The sequence below is a fragment of the Streptomyces sp. NBC_01275 genome, assembly GCF_026340655.1.
In the GTDB taxonomy this organism is placed as follows: Bacteria; Actinomycetota; Actinomycetes; order Streptomycetales; family Streptomycetaceae; genus Streptomyces.
Genome location: NZ_JAPEOZ010000001.1, coordinates 9720833 through 9735579, shown reverse-complemented (window position 1 = coordinate 9735579; position 14747 = coordinate 9720833). Strand labels below are relative to the sequence as shown.

The 14747-nt window shown below is 72.5% G+C and carries 15 protein-coding genes; 7 read left to right on the top strand and 8 right to left on the bottom strand.

Annotated elements, in window-relative coordinates:
• Positions 1-10 precede the first annotated feature (10 nt).
• Complete coding sequence (locus tag OG562_RS42770) at positions 11-1612, bottom strand: aldehyde dehydrogenase family protein (protein WP_266407807.1); 1602 nt, start codon at positions 1610-1612, stop codon at positions 11-13.
• Between the two features lie 137 nt (positions 1613-1749).
• On the opposite strand from OG562_RS42770, the gene OG562_RS42765 reads away from it, so the two are divergent.
• Positions 1750-2433: a TetR family transcriptional regulator gene (locus tag OG562_RS42765; RefSeq protein ID WP_266407805.1), complete on the top strand. Its 684-nt coding sequence runs from the start codon at positions 1750-1752 to the stop codon at positions 2431-2433.
• A 103-nt stretch (positions 2434-2536) separates the two neighbouring features.
• Here OG562_RS42765 and OG562_RS42760 read toward each other — a convergent pair whose 3' ends face one another.
• The 4 genes from OG562_RS42760 to OG562_RS42745 form a co-directional block, all read right to left on the bottom strand.
• Entirely contained in the window at positions 2537-4405 is a 1869-nt protein-coding gene (locus tag OG562_RS42760; RefSeq protein WP_266407803.1) for a cell wall metabolism sensor histidine kinase WalK, read from the bottom strand.
• Positions 4402-5097 carry a response regulator transcription factor gene (locus tag OG562_RS42755; protein ID WP_266407801.1) on the bottom strand — a complete coding sequence of 232 codons (696 nt, stop codon included), beginning with the start codon at positions 5095-5097 and terminating at the stop codon, positions 4402-4404. The genes OG562_RS42760 and OG562_RS42755 overlap by 4 nt, the downstream gene beginning before the upstream one ends.
• A gap of 84 nt (positions 5098-5181) precedes the next feature.
• Positions 5182-5946, bottom strand: coding sequence for a L,D-transpeptidase family protein (locus OG562_RS42750; RefSeq protein WP_266407799.1), 765 nt, complete (start codon positions 5944-5946; stop codon positions 5182-5184).
• A gap of 60 nt (positions 5947-6006) precedes the next feature.
• Positions 6007-7419 (bottom strand): M1 family metallopeptidase, encoded by a 1413-nt coding sequence (locus OG562_RS42745; protein ID WP_266407796.1) that lies wholly within the window; start codon positions 7417-7419, stop codon positions 6007-6009.
• 158 nt (positions 7420-7577) lie between these two features.
• On the opposite strand from OG562_RS42745, the gene OG562_RS42740 reads away from it, so the two are divergent.
• Positions 7578-7925: a DUF488 domain-containing protein gene (locus OG562_RS42740; protein ID WP_266407794.1), complete on the top strand. Its 348-nt coding sequence runs from the start codon at positions 7578-7580 to the stop codon at positions 7923-7925.
• Between the two features lie 34 nt (positions 7926-7959).
• Here OG562_RS42740 and OG562_RS42735 read toward each other — a convergent pair whose 3' ends face one another.
• Together OG562_RS42735 and OG562_RS42730 are read right to left on the bottom strand one after the other, a co-directional pair.
• Positions 7960-9633 (bottom strand): FAD-binding dehydrogenase, encoded by a 1674-nt coding sequence (locus OG562_RS42735; RefSeq protein ID WP_266407791.1) that lies wholly within the window; start codon positions 9631-9633, stop codon positions 7960-7962.
• Positions 9634-9650: 17 nt separating this feature from the next.
• Complete coding sequence (locus OG562_RS42730; RefSeq protein WP_266407789.1) at positions 9651-10277, bottom strand: TetR/AcrR family transcriptional regulator; 627 nt, start codon at positions 10275-10277, stop codon at positions 9651-9653.
• 133 nt (positions 10278-10410) lie between these two features.
• Between OG562_RS42730 and OG562_RS42725 the strand changes: the two genes are divergently transcribed.
• The 4 genes from OG562_RS42725 to OG562_RS42710 are packed head-to-tail and all read left to right on the top strand — an operon-like array spanning position 10411 to position 13267.
• Entirely contained in the window at positions 10411-11043 is a 633-nt protein-coding gene (locus OG562_RS42725; RefSeq protein ID WP_266407787.1) for an alpha-ketoglutarate-dependent dioxygenase AlkB, read from the top strand.
• 57 nt (positions 11044-11100) lie between these two features.
• Positions 11101-11223, top strand: a complete 123-nt coding sequence (locus OG562_RS42720; protein WP_266407785.1) for a hypothetical protein — start codon at positions 11101-11103, stop codon at positions 11221-11223.
• A 49-nt stretch (positions 11224-11272) separates the two neighbouring features.
• The gene (locus OG562_RS42715) at positions 11273-12022 is read left to right on the top strand and encodes an MBL fold metallo-hydrolase (protein WP_266407782.1); all 750 of its coding nucleotides are present in this window, start codon (positions 11273-11275) and stop codon (positions 12020-12022) included.
• A 9-nt stretch (positions 12023-12031) separates the two neighbouring features.
• Positions 12032-13267, top strand: coding sequence for a DUF4032 domain-containing protein (locus tag OG562_RS42710; RefSeq protein ID WP_266407780.1), 1236 nt, complete (start codon positions 12032-12034; stop codon positions 13265-13267).
• 43 nt (positions 13268-13310) lie between these two features.
• On the opposite strand, the gene OG562_RS42705 is transcribed toward OG562_RS42710, so the two are convergent.
• Complete coding sequence (locus tag OG562_RS42705; protein ID WP_266407778.1) at positions 13311-14183, bottom strand: universal stress protein; 873 nt, start codon at positions 14181-14183, stop codon at positions 13311-13313.
• Between the two features lie 61 nt (positions 14184-14244).
• Between OG562_RS42705 and OG562_RS42700 the strand changes: the two genes are divergently transcribed.
• Positions 14245-14598 carry a VOC family protein gene (locus OG562_RS42700; protein ID WP_266407775.1) on the top strand — a complete coding sequence of 118 codons (354 nt, stop codon included), beginning with the start codon at positions 14245-14247 and terminating at the stop codon, positions 14596-14598.
• Positions 14599-14747 lie beyond the last annotated feature (149 nt).

Sequence of the window (14747 nt, the reverse complement as noted above, 5' to 3'; positions counted from 1 at the left end):
AGAAGGGGTGTCAGGAACCGGCGCGACGGAAACCCGCGCGCGTCGCGGCGAAGGCGAGGGCGAACAGCCGCGGCCACGTGGGGCGGACGGCGTACCGGGCGAAGCGCGCCGACAGGTCGAGCCAGCCCCGCTTGCTCGTCATGATCAAGTGGCCCGGCGAGGTGAAGCCGCTGACCACGATCGACTTCTCGGCGTTCTCGTACCCCAGGAGGTTGCCGAAGTTGCCGCGACCGGAGAAGAACTCGCGGCCCTCCTCGTTCCCACCCCAGATGAGATAGGGGTTCGTCCACACCGCCGGCGGCATCGTGTTGACGCCGATGGCGCCGTAGCGGAGTTCTGTGACCGCGCGATCCACGGTGGCCGCGTGGGCCTTCCTGGTGTCCTCGTCGATGAGGATCGTCGCGGCCAGGGTGCCGAGGAGCTTCTCGTTGGCGAACTCCGCCGCTGCGGGAAGGAACGTCCCGGCGTCGGGCGCGACATCGAGCGCCACCTCGCTCATGACCTGGCAGAACGCCTCGTGGTCGAGGGCGAAGCCCTCGGTGCCGACGTCCTCGATCACCATGACCTGCGAAGCGGGGCGGCCGTCCACGGGCTGGACGATCCGCCCGCCCGGATAGGCGTCGCGGAAGGCCGTGAAGGTCTTGTCGACCCCGGGGTAGCTGGTGCTGGAGCCGGGCGTGAGGTCCCGCAGGGCGACGGTGATCGCATCCAGGAGCTGCCGCCGCTGCGGCCAGTGCCGACTCGTCACCAGGGTCTGCGTCCGGCCGCAGATCGAGCCGCCGCTGATCGTGACGATGGTGGCGATCTGGAGCGCCTGATGGCGGATCTCCCGCTCGGTCCACGGGCGGTCGCCGGGAACGACGATGCACGGGTTGTTGCCGCCGCACTCGGAGACCAGCTCGGTGTCGGTGGTCGCCGTGATCGCCCTGGCGGAGCCGGTCCCGCCGGTGAAGTAGATCTTCGAGAGGCGGGGGTCGCGGGTCAGGGCGGGCCCTTCGTCGGCAGGGCAGAAGGCGACGGCTTGGACGTCGACGAGCGGTTGCAGGACCTTCTCCCACACCCGGTCTGCGTCCTCGTTGAGGGGGTGCGGCTTGTGGACGACCACGTAGCCGTCGACGAAGAGGGCCCGGATCATCTCGAACGACGACGCGACGTTCCCCGCCCCGAGCACGGCCACGATGCCGCCGGGCTTCGCGTAGGGGTCCACCCTGCGAGGCTCGCCGACGACGCGCAGCACGTCGGTCCGGTCGCCGTTGAGCAGGCGGTCCTTCCCGCGCGGGGAGACCCGCACGTCGAAGCGGCCGTCCCCGGCAGGGGTGACCGCGAGCGGCTGGAGCGGGCGGCCGCGGACCAGGCCCTCGTACAGGTCGATGGCGGCCGCGACGTTCACGGGCAACGGCACCAGGACGCGCTGCACGCTCGTGCCGACCTGGTGGGCGTCGGCCGGGTTCGCGGGGTCGATGCCCTTCGCATGGCAGTCCGCCGCCACCAGCTCGTCGAAGTGCCGGTCGATGTTGGCCTGGACCAGGCGGAGCAGCCTCAGCCGCTCTGTCGGCGGCGTGGCCCGCCACCGGTCCGGGTCGACCCGGTCGACAGCCTCCGTGGCCTTCATGGCGCGTCCCTTCCCTCGGTCGGCGATGGCATGACCCGCTCCACCCGCTCACCCGCCAATAGTGGACCGGCGGTACATTGAACTTAATGTACCGCCGGTCCACAGTCAATGGACCGGCGGTCGACTATCCTCTTGGGGTGGCAACCTTCCATCGCGCACGGAGCGACGAGCAGCGCGCAGTGCGGCGGCAGAGCATCCTGCACACCGCGGCCGGCATGCTGGACGAGATGCCGGTCGCGGCGGTGAGCCTCAACGAACTCAGCCGCCGGGTCGGGCTGTCGAAGTCCGCCATGACGCTCTACTTCGAGTCACGCGAGGCGGTGCTGCTCGACCTGCTCTCCGAGGCGGCCGCCCGCTACCGGGTCGAGACCGCCGAGACGTTCCCCGAGTGGGCCGACCCGTCCGCACCGGCTCCGGTGAGAGCGCGCCAGGTCGCGGCACGGCTGGCCGCTACGTTCGCCGCCCACCCCATGCTGTGCGAACTGCTGAGCGTGCAACACGCGATCCTGGAGCACAACATCTCCGTCGACGTCGCGACCAGGTACAAGAGGTCCTCACGCGACGCCATCCGCTGGCTCGCCGCGCGGCTCCACGACCTGCTCCCCGAGCTCGACGACGAGCGGGCGCTCCGCGCCGCGCACATGGTCATCATCCTCGTCGGAGCCCTGTGGACCCGCAGCCGTCCCGCCCCCTCGCTGCTCGCCGCCTTCCAGGCCGACTCGAGCCTGGCGTTCATGCACCCGGCCTTCGCCGAGGCTTTCGAGGCCGCGATCGCCACCTTCCTCCGGGGGCTCATCGTGGAGACCGCCGACGCGACCTGACGGACATTCCGCCGCCGCTGCGCGTGGCCGGCTCCCCAAAAGAGCGCCGGCGACACGCCCGCTCGCTCGCTGGACGAAGCCGGGAACGTGACTTCGGCACACCTCAGCCGTCCTTGGGCGGCGCGGCGGCGGGCAGCCGCAGGGTGAAGACGCTGCCGGCGCCCGGCGTGCTGGCGGCCTCCACCGTGCCGCCGTGGGCGGCGACCAGATGACGGACGATCGGCAGGCCGAGGCCGCTGCCTCCGGTACGGCGGCTGCGGGACTTCTCCGCGCGCCAGAACCGGTCGAAGACGTGCGGCAGGTCCTCGGCCGCGATGCCCGTGCCGGTGTCGGCGGCCTCCAGGACGACGACGTCGGCCTCGCCGTCGCGCCGGGCGGTCAGGGTGACCGTGCCCTCGGGCGGGGTGTGCCGTACGGCGTTGGTGACGAGGTTGCCGAGCGCCTGGCGCAGACGCACCGGGTCGGCGTCCAGCCAGGGCGTGCCCTCGGTCTCGGTGCGCAGGGCGACGCGGGCGGTGTCGGCGGCGACGCGGTGGGCGGCGGCGACCTGGGCGAGCAGTTCGTCGGCGGGCACGGGCTCGCGGTGCAGCCGTAGGGTGCCGGCGTCGGCGGCGGCGAGATCGCGCAGGTCGTCGATGACGCGCTGGAGGACCAGGGCCTCCTCGTGCAGGGCGCCGAGCAGTTCGGCGTCGGGTTCGACGAGGCCGTCGCGGGTGACCTCGAGCCAGCCCCGGATGTTGGTGAGCGGACTGCGCAGCTCGTGGGCGACATCGCTGACCAGGGCCTTGCGCTGGGCCTCCAGACGTTCGCGGCGCTCGGCGAGGTCGTTGAACGCCTCCGCCAGGATCCCGGTCTCGTCCCGGGTGGTGACGGGCACGCGCGCGTGCTGGTCCGGGGGCTGCTGGGCGGCCACGGTCAGGGCGCGCAGAGGCCGTACGAGCCGGGTGGCGACGACCGCGGACACGGCGACGGTGAGGGCGAGCACCAGGCCGGCCGTGCCGAAGACCTTCGCCTTGTTGGCCGGGGACATGTTCCAGCGGGGCGCCCCACCGTCGTCCCCGATGCCGAGATACAGCTCGACGACGGGGGCGACGTACGGGTCGAGCTGGGCGCGCCGGGCGTCGTCGACGCAGGTCTGGACGGCCCGCTGGGTCTTGGCGTCGCCCGCCCTGGCGTACTCGATCACGAAGTCGGGGGTCACGACGCCGCGGTCGGTGCCGCTGATCCTGGCCAACACCGGTTGGTCGGTCGGCACGCCCGCCCGGGTGAGACAGCTGCGGGCGCGGGTCTGGAGCCCGGTCAGCGCCTTGTCCTCCGTGGGGGTCGGCGCGTCGAGCCTGCCGTCCTCGCAGTCGTCTGCCGCGAAGGGGGAGTTGAAGGCGCCGTCCGTGCCGATGACGACCGGCCGACCGCTCGGTGTGTCGTGGACGGTCGCGTCGATGCCGTAGCGGGCGAGGCAGCGTTGCCGTGCCCGGGCCAGTGCGCCGATCTCGGCGCGCTCCCCGGCCGACAGCAGATAGGGGCCCACCACGCGCGGATCGATCCCGCCGAGCTGCGCGCCGCGCTCGGTGTAGGTGTCGGTGCGCAGGGGGTCGACGGTCGCGGCGGCGTGCGGGGGCAGCGCGGTGGCGTGCGAGGCGGAGTCGGCGACGCGGGTGCGGTCGGCGGTGGTCAGGGCGATGCGCCGGCCGGTCTTCGCCGACAGGGCGTGGACGGTGGCCTGGACGCCGCTCCAGTCGGGGTGCGTGGCCGCGTACCCGCTGAGCCGGGCGAGGATGTCCATGTCGTCGGCGAGGGCCTGGCCCTGTTCCTCCTTCAGGGCGCGGGTGGTGGTGGCCACCGCCAGCCAGGCCGTCGCGGCAACCGAGCACACGGCGATCAGGACGGACGTGAACAGCAGCCGGACCAGCAGGCGTTTGTGCAGCGGTATCCGGACGGCGCCGGTGCGGGTACGGCCGCGGGCACGCTTCACGCGCGGCCTCCGCCGAGCTTGTAGCCGACGCCGAAGACGGTCAGCAGCCGGACGGGGCGGCGCGGGTCGGCCTCGATCTTCCGGCGCAGGTTCATGATGTGCACGTCGACGGCCCGTTCGGTGGAGGACCGGTCGAAGCCCCGGGTGCACTGGAGCAACTGCCGCCGGGAGAAGACCCGTTCGGGCTCGCCTGCCAGGGTGAGCAGGATCTGGAACTCGGCGGGCGTGCACTCCACGGGCACGCCGTCGCAGGTCACCTCGTGCCGTTCCGGGTCGACGGCGAGTCCGGCGGCGCGCACGGCCGGATCGTCGCGCCGGCTCGCGGCCCGCCCGCTGCGCCGCAGCACGGTCCGGATGCGGGCCATCAGCTCACGCGGGCTGTACGGCTTGGTCATGTAGTCGTCGGCGCCGAGTTCGAGGCCGAGCAGGAGGTCGTCCTCGGCGGCGCGGGCGGTGAGCATCAGGACCGGGACGTCGTCGTCCCGGCGCAGCGCCCGGCAGACGCCGAAGCCGTCGATCACCGGCAGCATGAGGTCCAGTACGACCAGGTCGGGGCTGAGCCTCCGGGCCGCGTCGAGCGCGGCGGGGCCGTCGTGGACCACGGTGGCGGTGTGGCCCTCGGCGAGCAGGGAGCGGCGGATGAGTTCGGCCTGCATCGCGTCGTCCTCGGCGACCAGTACATGCGCGCACACGCGACGACTCCCTTTCTCGACGGGCACGTTCTCTCGACGGGCACGGTTATTCGACGGGCACGGTTCTTCGACGGGCACGGTTTCTCAGCGGGCCAGAGAGGCATGGTCGCCCATGACGACCACCGGGCGGAGGGCGGGGTCGAGGGCGAGGAGCAGTTCCTTCATGTGCTCCTCGGCGACGCTCACGCACCCGTGGGTGGGGCCGCCGTGGTCGACGTGCAGCCAGATCCCGCCGCCGCGCCCCGCGCCGAGGGGGCGGGTCCAGTCGAGGGGCGAGGTGCCCGGCTCGCGGTTGTAGTCGATCGCGATCACATAGTCGAAGGAACCGGCCAGCGACTCGCCCTCGAACCCGGTGCCGGGCGCCGTGAAGCCGACGCCGTGGTCGTACGGCAGCTTCGTGCCGGGGTCGCGCAGGAGCCCGCCGGCGTCGCTGAGGCCGTAGACGCCGATGGGCGAGTGCAGGTCGCCGGCCATGTGGTGGTCGCTCCAGCCGCGCAGCGCGTTGTGCGCGGGCCAGCTCTCCCCGGCCTGCCAGCCGGCCTCGGTGCGCCGGTACAGGACGACGGTGGAGCGCGGCGAGTTCTTGCCCTGCCCGGTCACCACGACCGCCTGCCGCGCCCCGGACGGCACCGCGGCCAGCGTCCTGGGCCCCAGGCCCGGTATCTGTCGGGTCGCGACCTCGAGGGAGAGGGAGGGCGCGGGCGCGCCCGGCGTCGCGGAGGCAGCGGAGGCCTCGGGGGCAGCGGCGGCGGTCGCCGGTCCGGAGGCGGCCGTGGCGCCGCCGCCGCATCCCGTGAGCAGAAGGGACGCGGCGAGCAGCACGGCGGCCCGGGGTCGGTGCGTGATCATGAGTCGACCATGACCGACAGGTATGTGGAACTCGTCAGGTTTCCCGGGCCGGTTCGGGCGTTACGGCGTGCTGGGCTTGCCCTGGGCGTACAGCCAGGTGTGGAAGAGGCCGCCGAGGTCCTTCCCGGACTCCCGCTCCGCGAGCCGCTCGAACTGGGCGGTCGTGCCGTTGCCGTAGCGGTGCTGGGCCGCCCAGGCGCGCAGGATGCGGAAGAAGGCGCGGTCGCCGACGGCGGTGCGCAGGGCGTGCAGGGTCATCGCGCCGCGGGCGTAGACGGGGGTGTCGAAGATGTTGGCGCCGCTGCCGGGGTCGCCGGGCGGGAACGCCCACAGGCCGTCGGTCGCGGGGCGGGCGTACAGCGCGTCGAAGGACTTCTGGGCGCTGTCGCCGCCGTGCTGCTCCGTGTAGAGCCACTCGGCGTAGGTGGCGAAGCCCTCGTTGAGCCAGATGTCCTTCCAGGAGGTGAGGGAGACGGAGTCGCCGAACCACTGGTGGGCGCTCTCGTGGACGAGGGTGCTCAGGTCGGGCGCCCGGTCGTACACCGGCCGGGACTGGGTCTCCAGGGCGTATCCGACGTTCGGGGCGTGGTCGACGAGGGAGCCCGCGGCGCGGTACGGGTAGGGCCCGAACAGCTTGCTCTCCCACTCCAGGACGGACGGCAGCTTCTTCAGCACCGGTGCGGCGGCCGCGGCCTCGCGCGGGTCGACGGCGTCGTAGACCTTGAGGCCACTGCGGGTCGTGTACTGCTTGACCTGGAACTTTCCTACGGTCGCGGTGGCGAGGTAGGCGGCCATGGGCTCGGTCTGCCGCCAGCGGAAGGTGGTCTTGCCGGCCCGGGTGCTCTGTCCGAGCAGGACGCCGTTGGCGACGGCGGTGCGGCCCTTGGGGACGGTGATCGTGAAGTCGTAGGAGGACTTGTCGAGGGGGTGGTTGTTCGCCGGGAACCAGGTCATCGCGCCCTGCGGCTCGCCCGCGACGAACGCGCCGTCGTCGGTGGGAATCCAGCCGTCGAGCGAGCCGTCGGGGTCGGTGACCGGGCCCGGCTTGCCGTTGTAGGTGACGGTGACGCGGAAGGACTGACCCTTGCGCAGGGGGCGGGCGGGGGTGACGACGAGTTCCTGCCCGTCGCGCTTGTAGACGGCCTTGACGTGGTCGACCGTCAGGCCGGTGATCTTCAGGCCCTTGAAGTCGAGGTCGAGGCGGGTCAGCCGCTGGGTGGCGCGGGCGGTGAGGACCGCCTTGCCGGTGAGGTGACGGCTGCCCGGGTCGTAACCGAGCGTCAGACCGTAGTGGGAGACGTGGTAGCCGCCGTTTCCGGCGAGCGGGAAGTAGGGGTCGCCGACGCCGGACGCTCCCGTCGGGCCGGCCGCGACAGCGGGACCGGCCATCGCGAGCAACGACCCCACGATGACGGGGACGGTGGCGGCGACGGCTTCGCGGCGCAGGACGGGAAGACGTCTGCGGGACTGCATCACGGGCGCTCCTTGGGGGGGTGGCGGGTGATCAAGCGTCCTCAGACTAGGGACTGATCACCCCGGTTTCCTCCCCATTCAGGTCAAGCCGTACGGCAGCGGCGGGCGCGGCGGGCCTACGCTCGACACCACCGCCCCTGCCCCGGAGAGGCCCGCCCATGAGCGTCCGCGTGCGCCGCGTCTACGAGCCGCCCGAGCCCGAGGACGGGGTACGCGTCCTGGTCGACCGGCTGTGGCCGCGCGGCCTCGCCAAGGACGCGGCCCGGATCGACGAGTGGCCCAAGGCGATGACCCCCTCGACCGGGCTGCGCCGCTGGTACCACGCGGGCGAGGGGTCGTACGAGGAGTTCGCGCGGCGCTACGAGGCGGAGCTGGCCGCTCCGGAAGCGGCCGAACTCCTCGACCGCGTCCGGGCGTTGACCCGCGAGGGGCCGGTGACCCTGCTGACGGCCGCGAAGACTCCCGGGGAGAGCCACGCGGCCGTGCTGCTCGGCCTGCTCGACTAGAACTCGACTGGAACTCGACTGAACCAGGTCCCGCTCAGCCCGTCTGCTTGGCCGCCGCCCGTCCCGCCGCGCGCCCGGAGAAGAGGCAGCCGCCGAGGAAGGTGCCTTCGAGGGCGTTGTAGCCGTGGACTCCGCCGCCGCCGAAACCGGCGACCTCGCCCGCCGCGTACAGCCCCTCGACCGGCTGCCCGTCGGCGCCGAGGGCGCGCGAGTCGAGGTCGGTCTGGATGCCGCCGAGGGTCTTGCGGGTGAGGACGTGCAGCTTGACCGCGACGAGCGGGCCGGCCTCGGGGTCGAGGATCCGGTGCGGGGTCGCGACGCGGCCGAGCCGGTCGCCGATGTAGCGGCGGGCGTTGCGGATGCCCTGGACCTGGGAGTCCTTGGAGTAGGGGTTGGCGATCTGCAGGTCGCGGGCCTGGATCTGGCGGCGCAGCTCGTCCACGTCGAGCAGCGCCTTCTCGGTCAGCGTGTTCATCTTCTCGACGAGCTTGTCGAGGGTGTCCGCGATGACGAAGTCCTTCCCGTGGTCGAGGAAGGCCTGCACCGGCGCCGGCGCCCCCTTGCCGAGGAGCCGGTCGCGCAGCACGGCCTTGCGGTCCTTGGCGGTGATGTCAGGGTTCTGCTCGGAGCCCGAGAGCGCGAACTCCTTCTCGACGATCTTCCGGGTGAGGATGAACCAGGAGTGGTCGTACTCGGCGATGTCCTGCGTCGTGCGCAGGTGCTTGAGCGTGTTGAGGGTGTCGTAGCCCGGCAGGCAAGGGTCGGGCAGCCGGCGGCCGAGGGCGTCGAACCACAGGGAGGACGGGCCGGGCAGGATGCGGATGCCGTGGCCGGGCCAGATGGGGTCCCAGTTCTGGATGCCCTCGGTGTAGTGCCACATGCGGTCGCGGTTGACCAGCCGGACGCCGGCCTCGGCGCTGATGTCGAGCATCCGGCCGTCGACGTAGGCGGGGACGCCGGTGACCATCTCGGCCGGGGGCGTGCCGAGCCGCTCGGGCCAGTAGCGCCGCACGATGTCGTGGTCGGCGCCGATGCCGCCGCTGGTGACGACCACGGCCTGGGCGGTCAGTGCGAAGTCGCCGATCGGGTCGCGGTTGGAGGCGACGCCGCGCGCGGAGTCGTCGGCGGCGAGGACGGTGCCGCGCACGCCGCGGGCGGCGCCGTCCTCGACGACGAGGGCGTCGACCCGGTGGCGGTGGTAGAAGGTCAGCAGTCCGTCCTTGGCGGCCTGCTTGGCGTACCGGACGAACGGCTCGACGACGCCCGTACCCGTCCCCCAGGCGACGTGGAAGCGGGGCACGGAGTTGCCGTGCCCGTCGGCGCGCAGGTCGCCGCGCTCGGCCCAGCCGACGGTGGGCACGAAGGAGATCCCGTGCCCGGCGAGCCAGGTCCGCTTCTCCCCCGCCGCCCACTCGACGTAGGCGCGCGCCCAGCGCACCGCCCAGGAGTCCTCGTCGTCGGTGCGGTCGAACTGTGCGCTGCCCTGCCAGTCGTTCCAGGCGAGGTCGAAGGAGTCCTTGATGCCGAGGCGGCGCTGCTCCGGGGAGTCGACGAGGAAGAGCCCGCCGAAGGACCAGAACGCCTGGCCGCCGAGGTTGGCGGCGTTCTCCTGGTCGACCAGGGCGACCCGCCGGCCCCTGCTGGTGAGTTCGTGCGCCGCGACCAGGCCCGCGAGGCCCGCTCCGACGACGATGACGTCCGCGTCCATGGCGTCCGTTGCCTTCCTCATTCGGTGGTGCCGCTGCCGTCGGTCAGCAGGGCGGTGAGTAGGTGCTTCAGCCAGACACGGGCGCGCTCGACGTCCTTGTCCAGCAGCAGTTGGGTGGTGACTCCGTCGTACGCGGCGACCACGGCGTACGCCGCGCCGTCGATGTCGCCCAGCGCTGCGGGCAGCTCGGCGAGGCCCCGCGCCCGGGCGAGCCGGTCCGCGATCGCCTGCCGCAGCCGCGCCCGGTGGGCCAACAGGGTCTGCGCGACGGCGGCGTCCCGGGCCGCGTGCACCAGGAAGTCGGTCTTCACCAGGAGCCAGTCCAGGTCGAGGAGCAGCACTTCGGTGACCCGGTCCACGGCAGCGGGGACGTCGAGGTCCGGCCCGTCGAGGGCGAGTGCGCCGGCCACCTGCTCGGCGATGAGGTCGGCCCGCTCCCGGTAGAGCGCGAAGAACAGCTCGTCCAGGCTGCCGAAGTTCGAATAGAAGGCGCCCCTGCTGTAGCCGGCGGCCTCGCAGACCTCCTCGATGGAGACCCGGCCGAATCCCTTGGCCGCGAACACGGCGAACGCCGCGTCCAGCAGATTGGCCCGCGTGCGGACACGACGCCTGGTCACGCGCTTGGTCACCGCCTCCGCCACCATGTCCGCCCTCCGTTCGATACATGAATGTATCCGATACACGGATGCATCCAAAGAGCTGGATCCAGATCGGAACACGACGGATCGGAACATGACAGATTGGAACGCGTATTCGAATAAGGAGTACGCTGGATCCATGACCGTGCACCTCCAGGGCTCCCTCTTCGACCAGGCCGACCAGCTCCGCCTCGGCCCCCTCGACGGGATCCGCCGCACCGGACTGGGCTCCGGCGCCTGGATCGACGTGCTGCCCGGGTGGCTCAGCGGCGCCGACGCCCTGTTCGAACAGCTGGTCGCCGACGTGCCGTGGCGCGCGGAGCGCCGTCAGATGTACGACCAGGTCGTGGACGTACCACGGCTGCTCGCCTACTACGGTGCGGACGACGCGCTGCCGCACCCGGTGCTGGCCGAGGCGCGCGACGCGCTCTCCACGCACTACGCCCACGAGCTGGGCGAGCCCTTCGTGACGGCCGGTCTGTGTCACTACCGCGACGGCCGGGACAGCGTCGCCTGGCACGGCGACCGGATCGGGCGGGGCGCCCGGGAGGACACCATGGTGGCGATCCTCTCCGTGGGGGCGCCCCGGGATCTGCTGCTGCGCCCGATGCACGGACACGGCGGCGAGACGGTGCGGCGGCCGCTCGGGCACGGCGACCTGATCGTGATGGGCGGCTCCTGCCAGCGGACCTGGGAGCACTGCGTCCCGAAGTCGGCCCGTGCCTCGGGGCCGCGCATCAGCGTCCAGTACCGGCCGCGCGGGGTGCGCTGAAACGGAGTCGCCGGTACCCGTTCACCTGCCCGCCAGGGGTACGTACGTTGAGGTCTCATGACCGCCGAACCGGTGCGCCGAACCGAACTGGACGTCCTGCGCGGCCTCGTCGTCCTCGGCCTGGTGACGAGGTTCCTGTTCGGGATGCGTGGAGCCCCACCCTCCGTTTCCTCCCGGTGATCTGCTTTGCTGTCCCCGTCGAGCACGAACCTCACGACATGGGACGGCCATGCGGGCAGACGTACGGCAAGTGGCGGACGGCACCTACCTGGTGCACGGCGGCAACACCAACTGGGTGATCCTCAAGGACGGGGACGCCGTCACCCTGATCGACACCGGCTACCCCGGCGACCGGCAGCGGGTCCTGGACTCCCTTGCCTCGGTGGGCAGTTCGCCGGAGGCGGTCACGGCCGTCCTCATCACGCACGCCCACAACGACCACCTGGGCTCCGCCGAGCACCTGCGCTCGACCTACGCCACCCCGGTCTACCTCCACGAGGCCGAAGTGCCGCACGCCCGGCGGGAGTTCCTCCAGCAGGTGACCGTCGGCCAGGTGCTGGGGAACATCTGGCGGCCCGGTGTGCTGCCCTGGATGGTGCACGTGCTGCGCTCCGACGGCGTCGCGCCCTACCCGGTCACCGCGCCCGAGGCGTTCCCGACGGCGGACGGCCCGCTCGACCTCCCCGGCCGGCCCGTGCCCGTGCACACGCCCGGCCACACCAGCGGCCACACGGTGTTCCACCTCCCCGAGGCGGGCATCGTCGTCTCCGGCGACGCCCTGGTGAGCGGCCATCCGACCTCCCGGCTCCAGGGACCACAGCTGCTGCCGGACATGTTCCACCACGAGCGCGCCCGCGCCGTGGCGTCGCTGGACGTCATCGAGGGACTGTCGGCCGAGCTGCTGCTGCCCGGGCACGGGCCCCTCCACCAGGGGTCCGTGCGGGCGGCCGCTCAGCAGGCCCGCGAACGCGCCGTCTAAGGTCAGGCCATGGCTTTGCAGATCAGCGCCACCAACCCGGAGCATCCGGCACTCCTGCTGGAGCTGCCCTGGCACCTGCCCCTGGAGGAGTGGCCCGAAGAGGTCCTCGTCCCGCTGCCGCGCGGCATCTCCCGTCACGTGGTGCGCTACGCCCGGGCCGGCGACGAGGTGATCGCCGTCAAGGAGCTCGCCCAGCGGCCCGCGCTGCGCGAGTACGAGCTGCTGCGCGATCTGGACCGGCTCGGCATCCCGGCCGTCGACCCGCTGGCCGTCGTCACCGGCCGCGCCGACGACGCCGGCGACGCCCTGGAGTCGGTGCTGGTCACCCGGCACCTGGGCGGCTCGATGCCGTACCGCTCGATGTTCGAGACGACCATGCGGCCGGCGACCATGCACCGGCTGATGGACGCGCTCGCCGTGCTCCTGGTGCGGCTGCACCTCGCCGGGTTCGCGTGGGGCGACTGCTCGCTGTCCAACACCCTGTTCCGGCGGGACGCGGGAGCCTACGCCGCCTATCTCGTCGACGCCGAGACCGGCGACCTGCACCCGCAGCTGAGCACCGGCCAGCGCGAGTACGACCTGGACCTCGCCCGCGTCAACATCAGCGGCGAGCTGCTCGACCTGGAGGCGTCCGGGGCGCTGCACCCGTCGGTGGACGCGATCGAGTTCGGCATGGAGATCTGCGGCCGCTACGGGGAGCTGTGGGAGGAGCTAACCCGCGTCTCGGTGTACCCGGCGGGCAAGTACCAGTACATCGAGCGCCGGATCCGCCGGCTCAACGAGCTGGGCTTCGACGTCGCCGAGATGCAGATCGAGCACTCCGCCAACGGCGACACCGTCACCTTCGTGCCGAAGGTCGTCGACGCCGGCCACCACCAGCGGCAGCTGCTGCGGCTGACCGGACTGGACGCCGAGGAGAACCAGGCCCGGCGGCTGCTGAACGACCTGGAGAGCTGGATGGCGACCCAGGACGACTACGCGCCCGGCGACCCGCTCGCGGCCCGCCCCGAGGTGCTGGCGCACCGGTGGGTCCGGGACGTCTTCCGGCCCACCGTGCGCGCCGTGCCGCTCGAGCTGCGCGGCTCCATGGACCCGGCGGAGATCTACCACGAGCTCCTCGAACACCGCTGGTACCTGTCGGAGCACGCGCAGCACGACATCGGGCTCGACACCGCGGTCGAGGACTACATCGAGAAGATCCTGCCCAAGGCCCGGGAGACCCTGGAGCCGACCGTCCCGGAGTAGACCGGAACAGGCCGGAACAGGCGGAACGGGTCGGCCCGGTGGGTCAGTCGTGGGGCACGACGGCGACCGGGCAGTCCGCGTGGTGCAGGACGCCGTGTGCGACGGAGCCGATGCGGGCGCCCACGGCCGTGCGGTGGACCCTGCGGCCGACCACCATGAGCTGCGCCCGCCCGGCCACCGCCAGCAGCACCTGCCCCGCGCTGCCCATCTCCACGTGCTCGACCACCGGCACGTCCGGGAACCGCTCCCGCCACGGCGCCACGGCCTCGGCCAGCGCCTTCTTCTCGAACGGCTCCGGGCCGCCGGCGTCGTCGAGGAGCTTGAGCGAACCGGGGCTGTAGGCGAACACCGGCGGCAGCGTCCAGGCCCGTACCGCCCGGACCGACGCGCCGCGGGCCGCCGCCGTCTCGAACGCGAACCGCAGCGCGGGGGCGCTGTCCTCCGGCTCGCCCTGCTGGCCGACGACGATCTCCCGGCCCGCCGCCTCGGACGACGGCCGGTCGCCGGCCCGGACCAGGACCACCGGGCGCGCGGCCTCGGCGATCACCCCCTGGCCGACCGAGCCCAGCAGGAACCCGACGAACGGGCCGTGCCCGCGCGAGCCGAGGACCAGGGTGTGGGCCTCGGCAGCGGCGGCGACCAGCGTCTCCACGGCCGGGCCCTCCAGGACGTCGGTGGTGACCGGAAGTCCGGGGTGCCGCTCGGCGGCCTCCGTCACCGCCTTCCGTACGGAGTGCCACACCCACCGTTCCTGCGCGTCCCGGTCGGCGACGTCGGCCGCCGCGTCCGGCTGGAACCGCCAGACGTGCACCACCCGCAGCTCCCGCTCGCACCGGACGGCCTCGCGCGCCGCCCAGGCCAGCGCGGCGAGGCTCTCGTCCGTCCCGTCGACCCCTGCCGTGATCGGGCTCGTCATCCCGTGGCCTCCCTGCGTAAAGATCATCCGTACCCGGCCAGTCTTCACTACGCTGGAGCGCATGAGTCTGGAATGGGAACAGACAGTCGTCGACGCGGCCGATCCGGTGGCGCTGGGCCGCTGGTGGGCCGCGGCCCTCGGCTGGGTCGTGGTCGACGACGCGTCCGACGAGTACGAGATCAGACCCGCCCCGGACCGGCTCCCCGGCCTCCTCTTCGTCGCGGTCGAGGAGAGCAGGTCGGTGAAGAACCGGCTCCACCTGGACTTCCGCCCGGACGACCAGGCGGCCGAGGTGGCCCGCCTGCTGTCCCTGGGCGCGCGCCACGTCGACGTGGGCCAGGGCGAGCAGTCCTGGGTGGTGCTGGCCGACCCCGAGGGCAACGAGTTCTGTGTGCTCGCGGCTCGGCACGGCTGAAGCGCGCGTTGCCCCTGCGCGCCCCGACCTTGTACCGGGAGCGCACCGTCCCCGGCGACTCCGAGCGAACCGGGGCGATCGAACATACGATGGGCGAATCCGGCGCGGGGTTCGTCGTGCCGCGATTTCTGACCGTTCTCGGGGTGGAG

What these genes read in the sequence shown, in the direction of transcription:
- OG562_RS42700 (WP_266407775.1), top strand. Translation starts at nt 14,245, where the DNA reads ATGAGTCTGGAATGGGAACAGACAGTCGTCGACGCGGCCGATCCGGTG.
- OG562_RS42740 (WP_266407794.1), top strand. Translation starts at nt 7,578, where the DNA reads ATGAGCGTCCGCGTGCGCCGCGTCTACGAGCCGCCCGAGCCCGAGGAC.
- OG562_RS42720 (WP_266407785.1), top strand. Translation starts at nt 11,101, where the DNA reads ATGACCGCCGAACCGGTGCGCCGAACCGAACTGGACGTCCTGCGCGGC.
- OG562_RS42745 (WP_266407796.1), bottom strand. Translation starts at nt 7,419, where the DNA reads ATGCAGTCCCGCAGACGTCTTCCCGTCCTGCGCCGCGAAGCCGTCGCC.
- OG562_RS42705 (WP_266407778.1), bottom strand. Translation starts at nt 14,183, where the DNA reads ATGACGAGCCCGATCACGGCAGGGGTCGACGGGACGGACGAGAGCCTC.
- OG562_RS42710 (WP_266407780.1), top strand. Translation starts at nt 12,032, where the DNA reads ATGGCTTTGCAGATCAGCGCCACCAACCCGGAGCATCCGGCACTCCTG.
- OG562_RS42715 (WP_266407782.1), top strand. Translation starts at nt 11,273, where the DNA reads ATGCGGGCAGACGTACGGCAAGTGGCGGACGGCACCTACCTGGTGCAC.
- OG562_RS42730 (WP_266407789.1), bottom strand. Translation starts at nt 10,277, where the DNA reads ATGGTGGCGGAGGCGGTGACCAAGCGCGTGACCAGGCGTCGTGTCCGC.
- OG562_RS42750 (WP_266407799.1), bottom strand. Translation starts at nt 5,946, where the DNA reads ATGATCACGCACCGACCCCGGGCCGCCGTGCTGCTCGCCGCGTCCCTT.
- OG562_RS42770 (WP_266407807.1), bottom strand. Translation starts at nt 1,612, where the DNA reads ATGAAGGCCACGGAGGCTGTCGACCGGGTCGACCCGGACCGGTGGCGG.
- OG562_RS42725 (WP_266407787.1), top strand. Translation starts at nt 10,411, where the DNA reads ATGACCGTGCACCTCCAGGGCTCCCTCTTCGACCAGGCCGACCAGCTC.
- OG562_RS42735 (WP_266407791.1), bottom strand. Translation starts at nt 9,633, where the DNA reads ATGGACGCGGACGTCATCGTCGTCGGAGCGGGCCTCGCGGGCCTGGTC.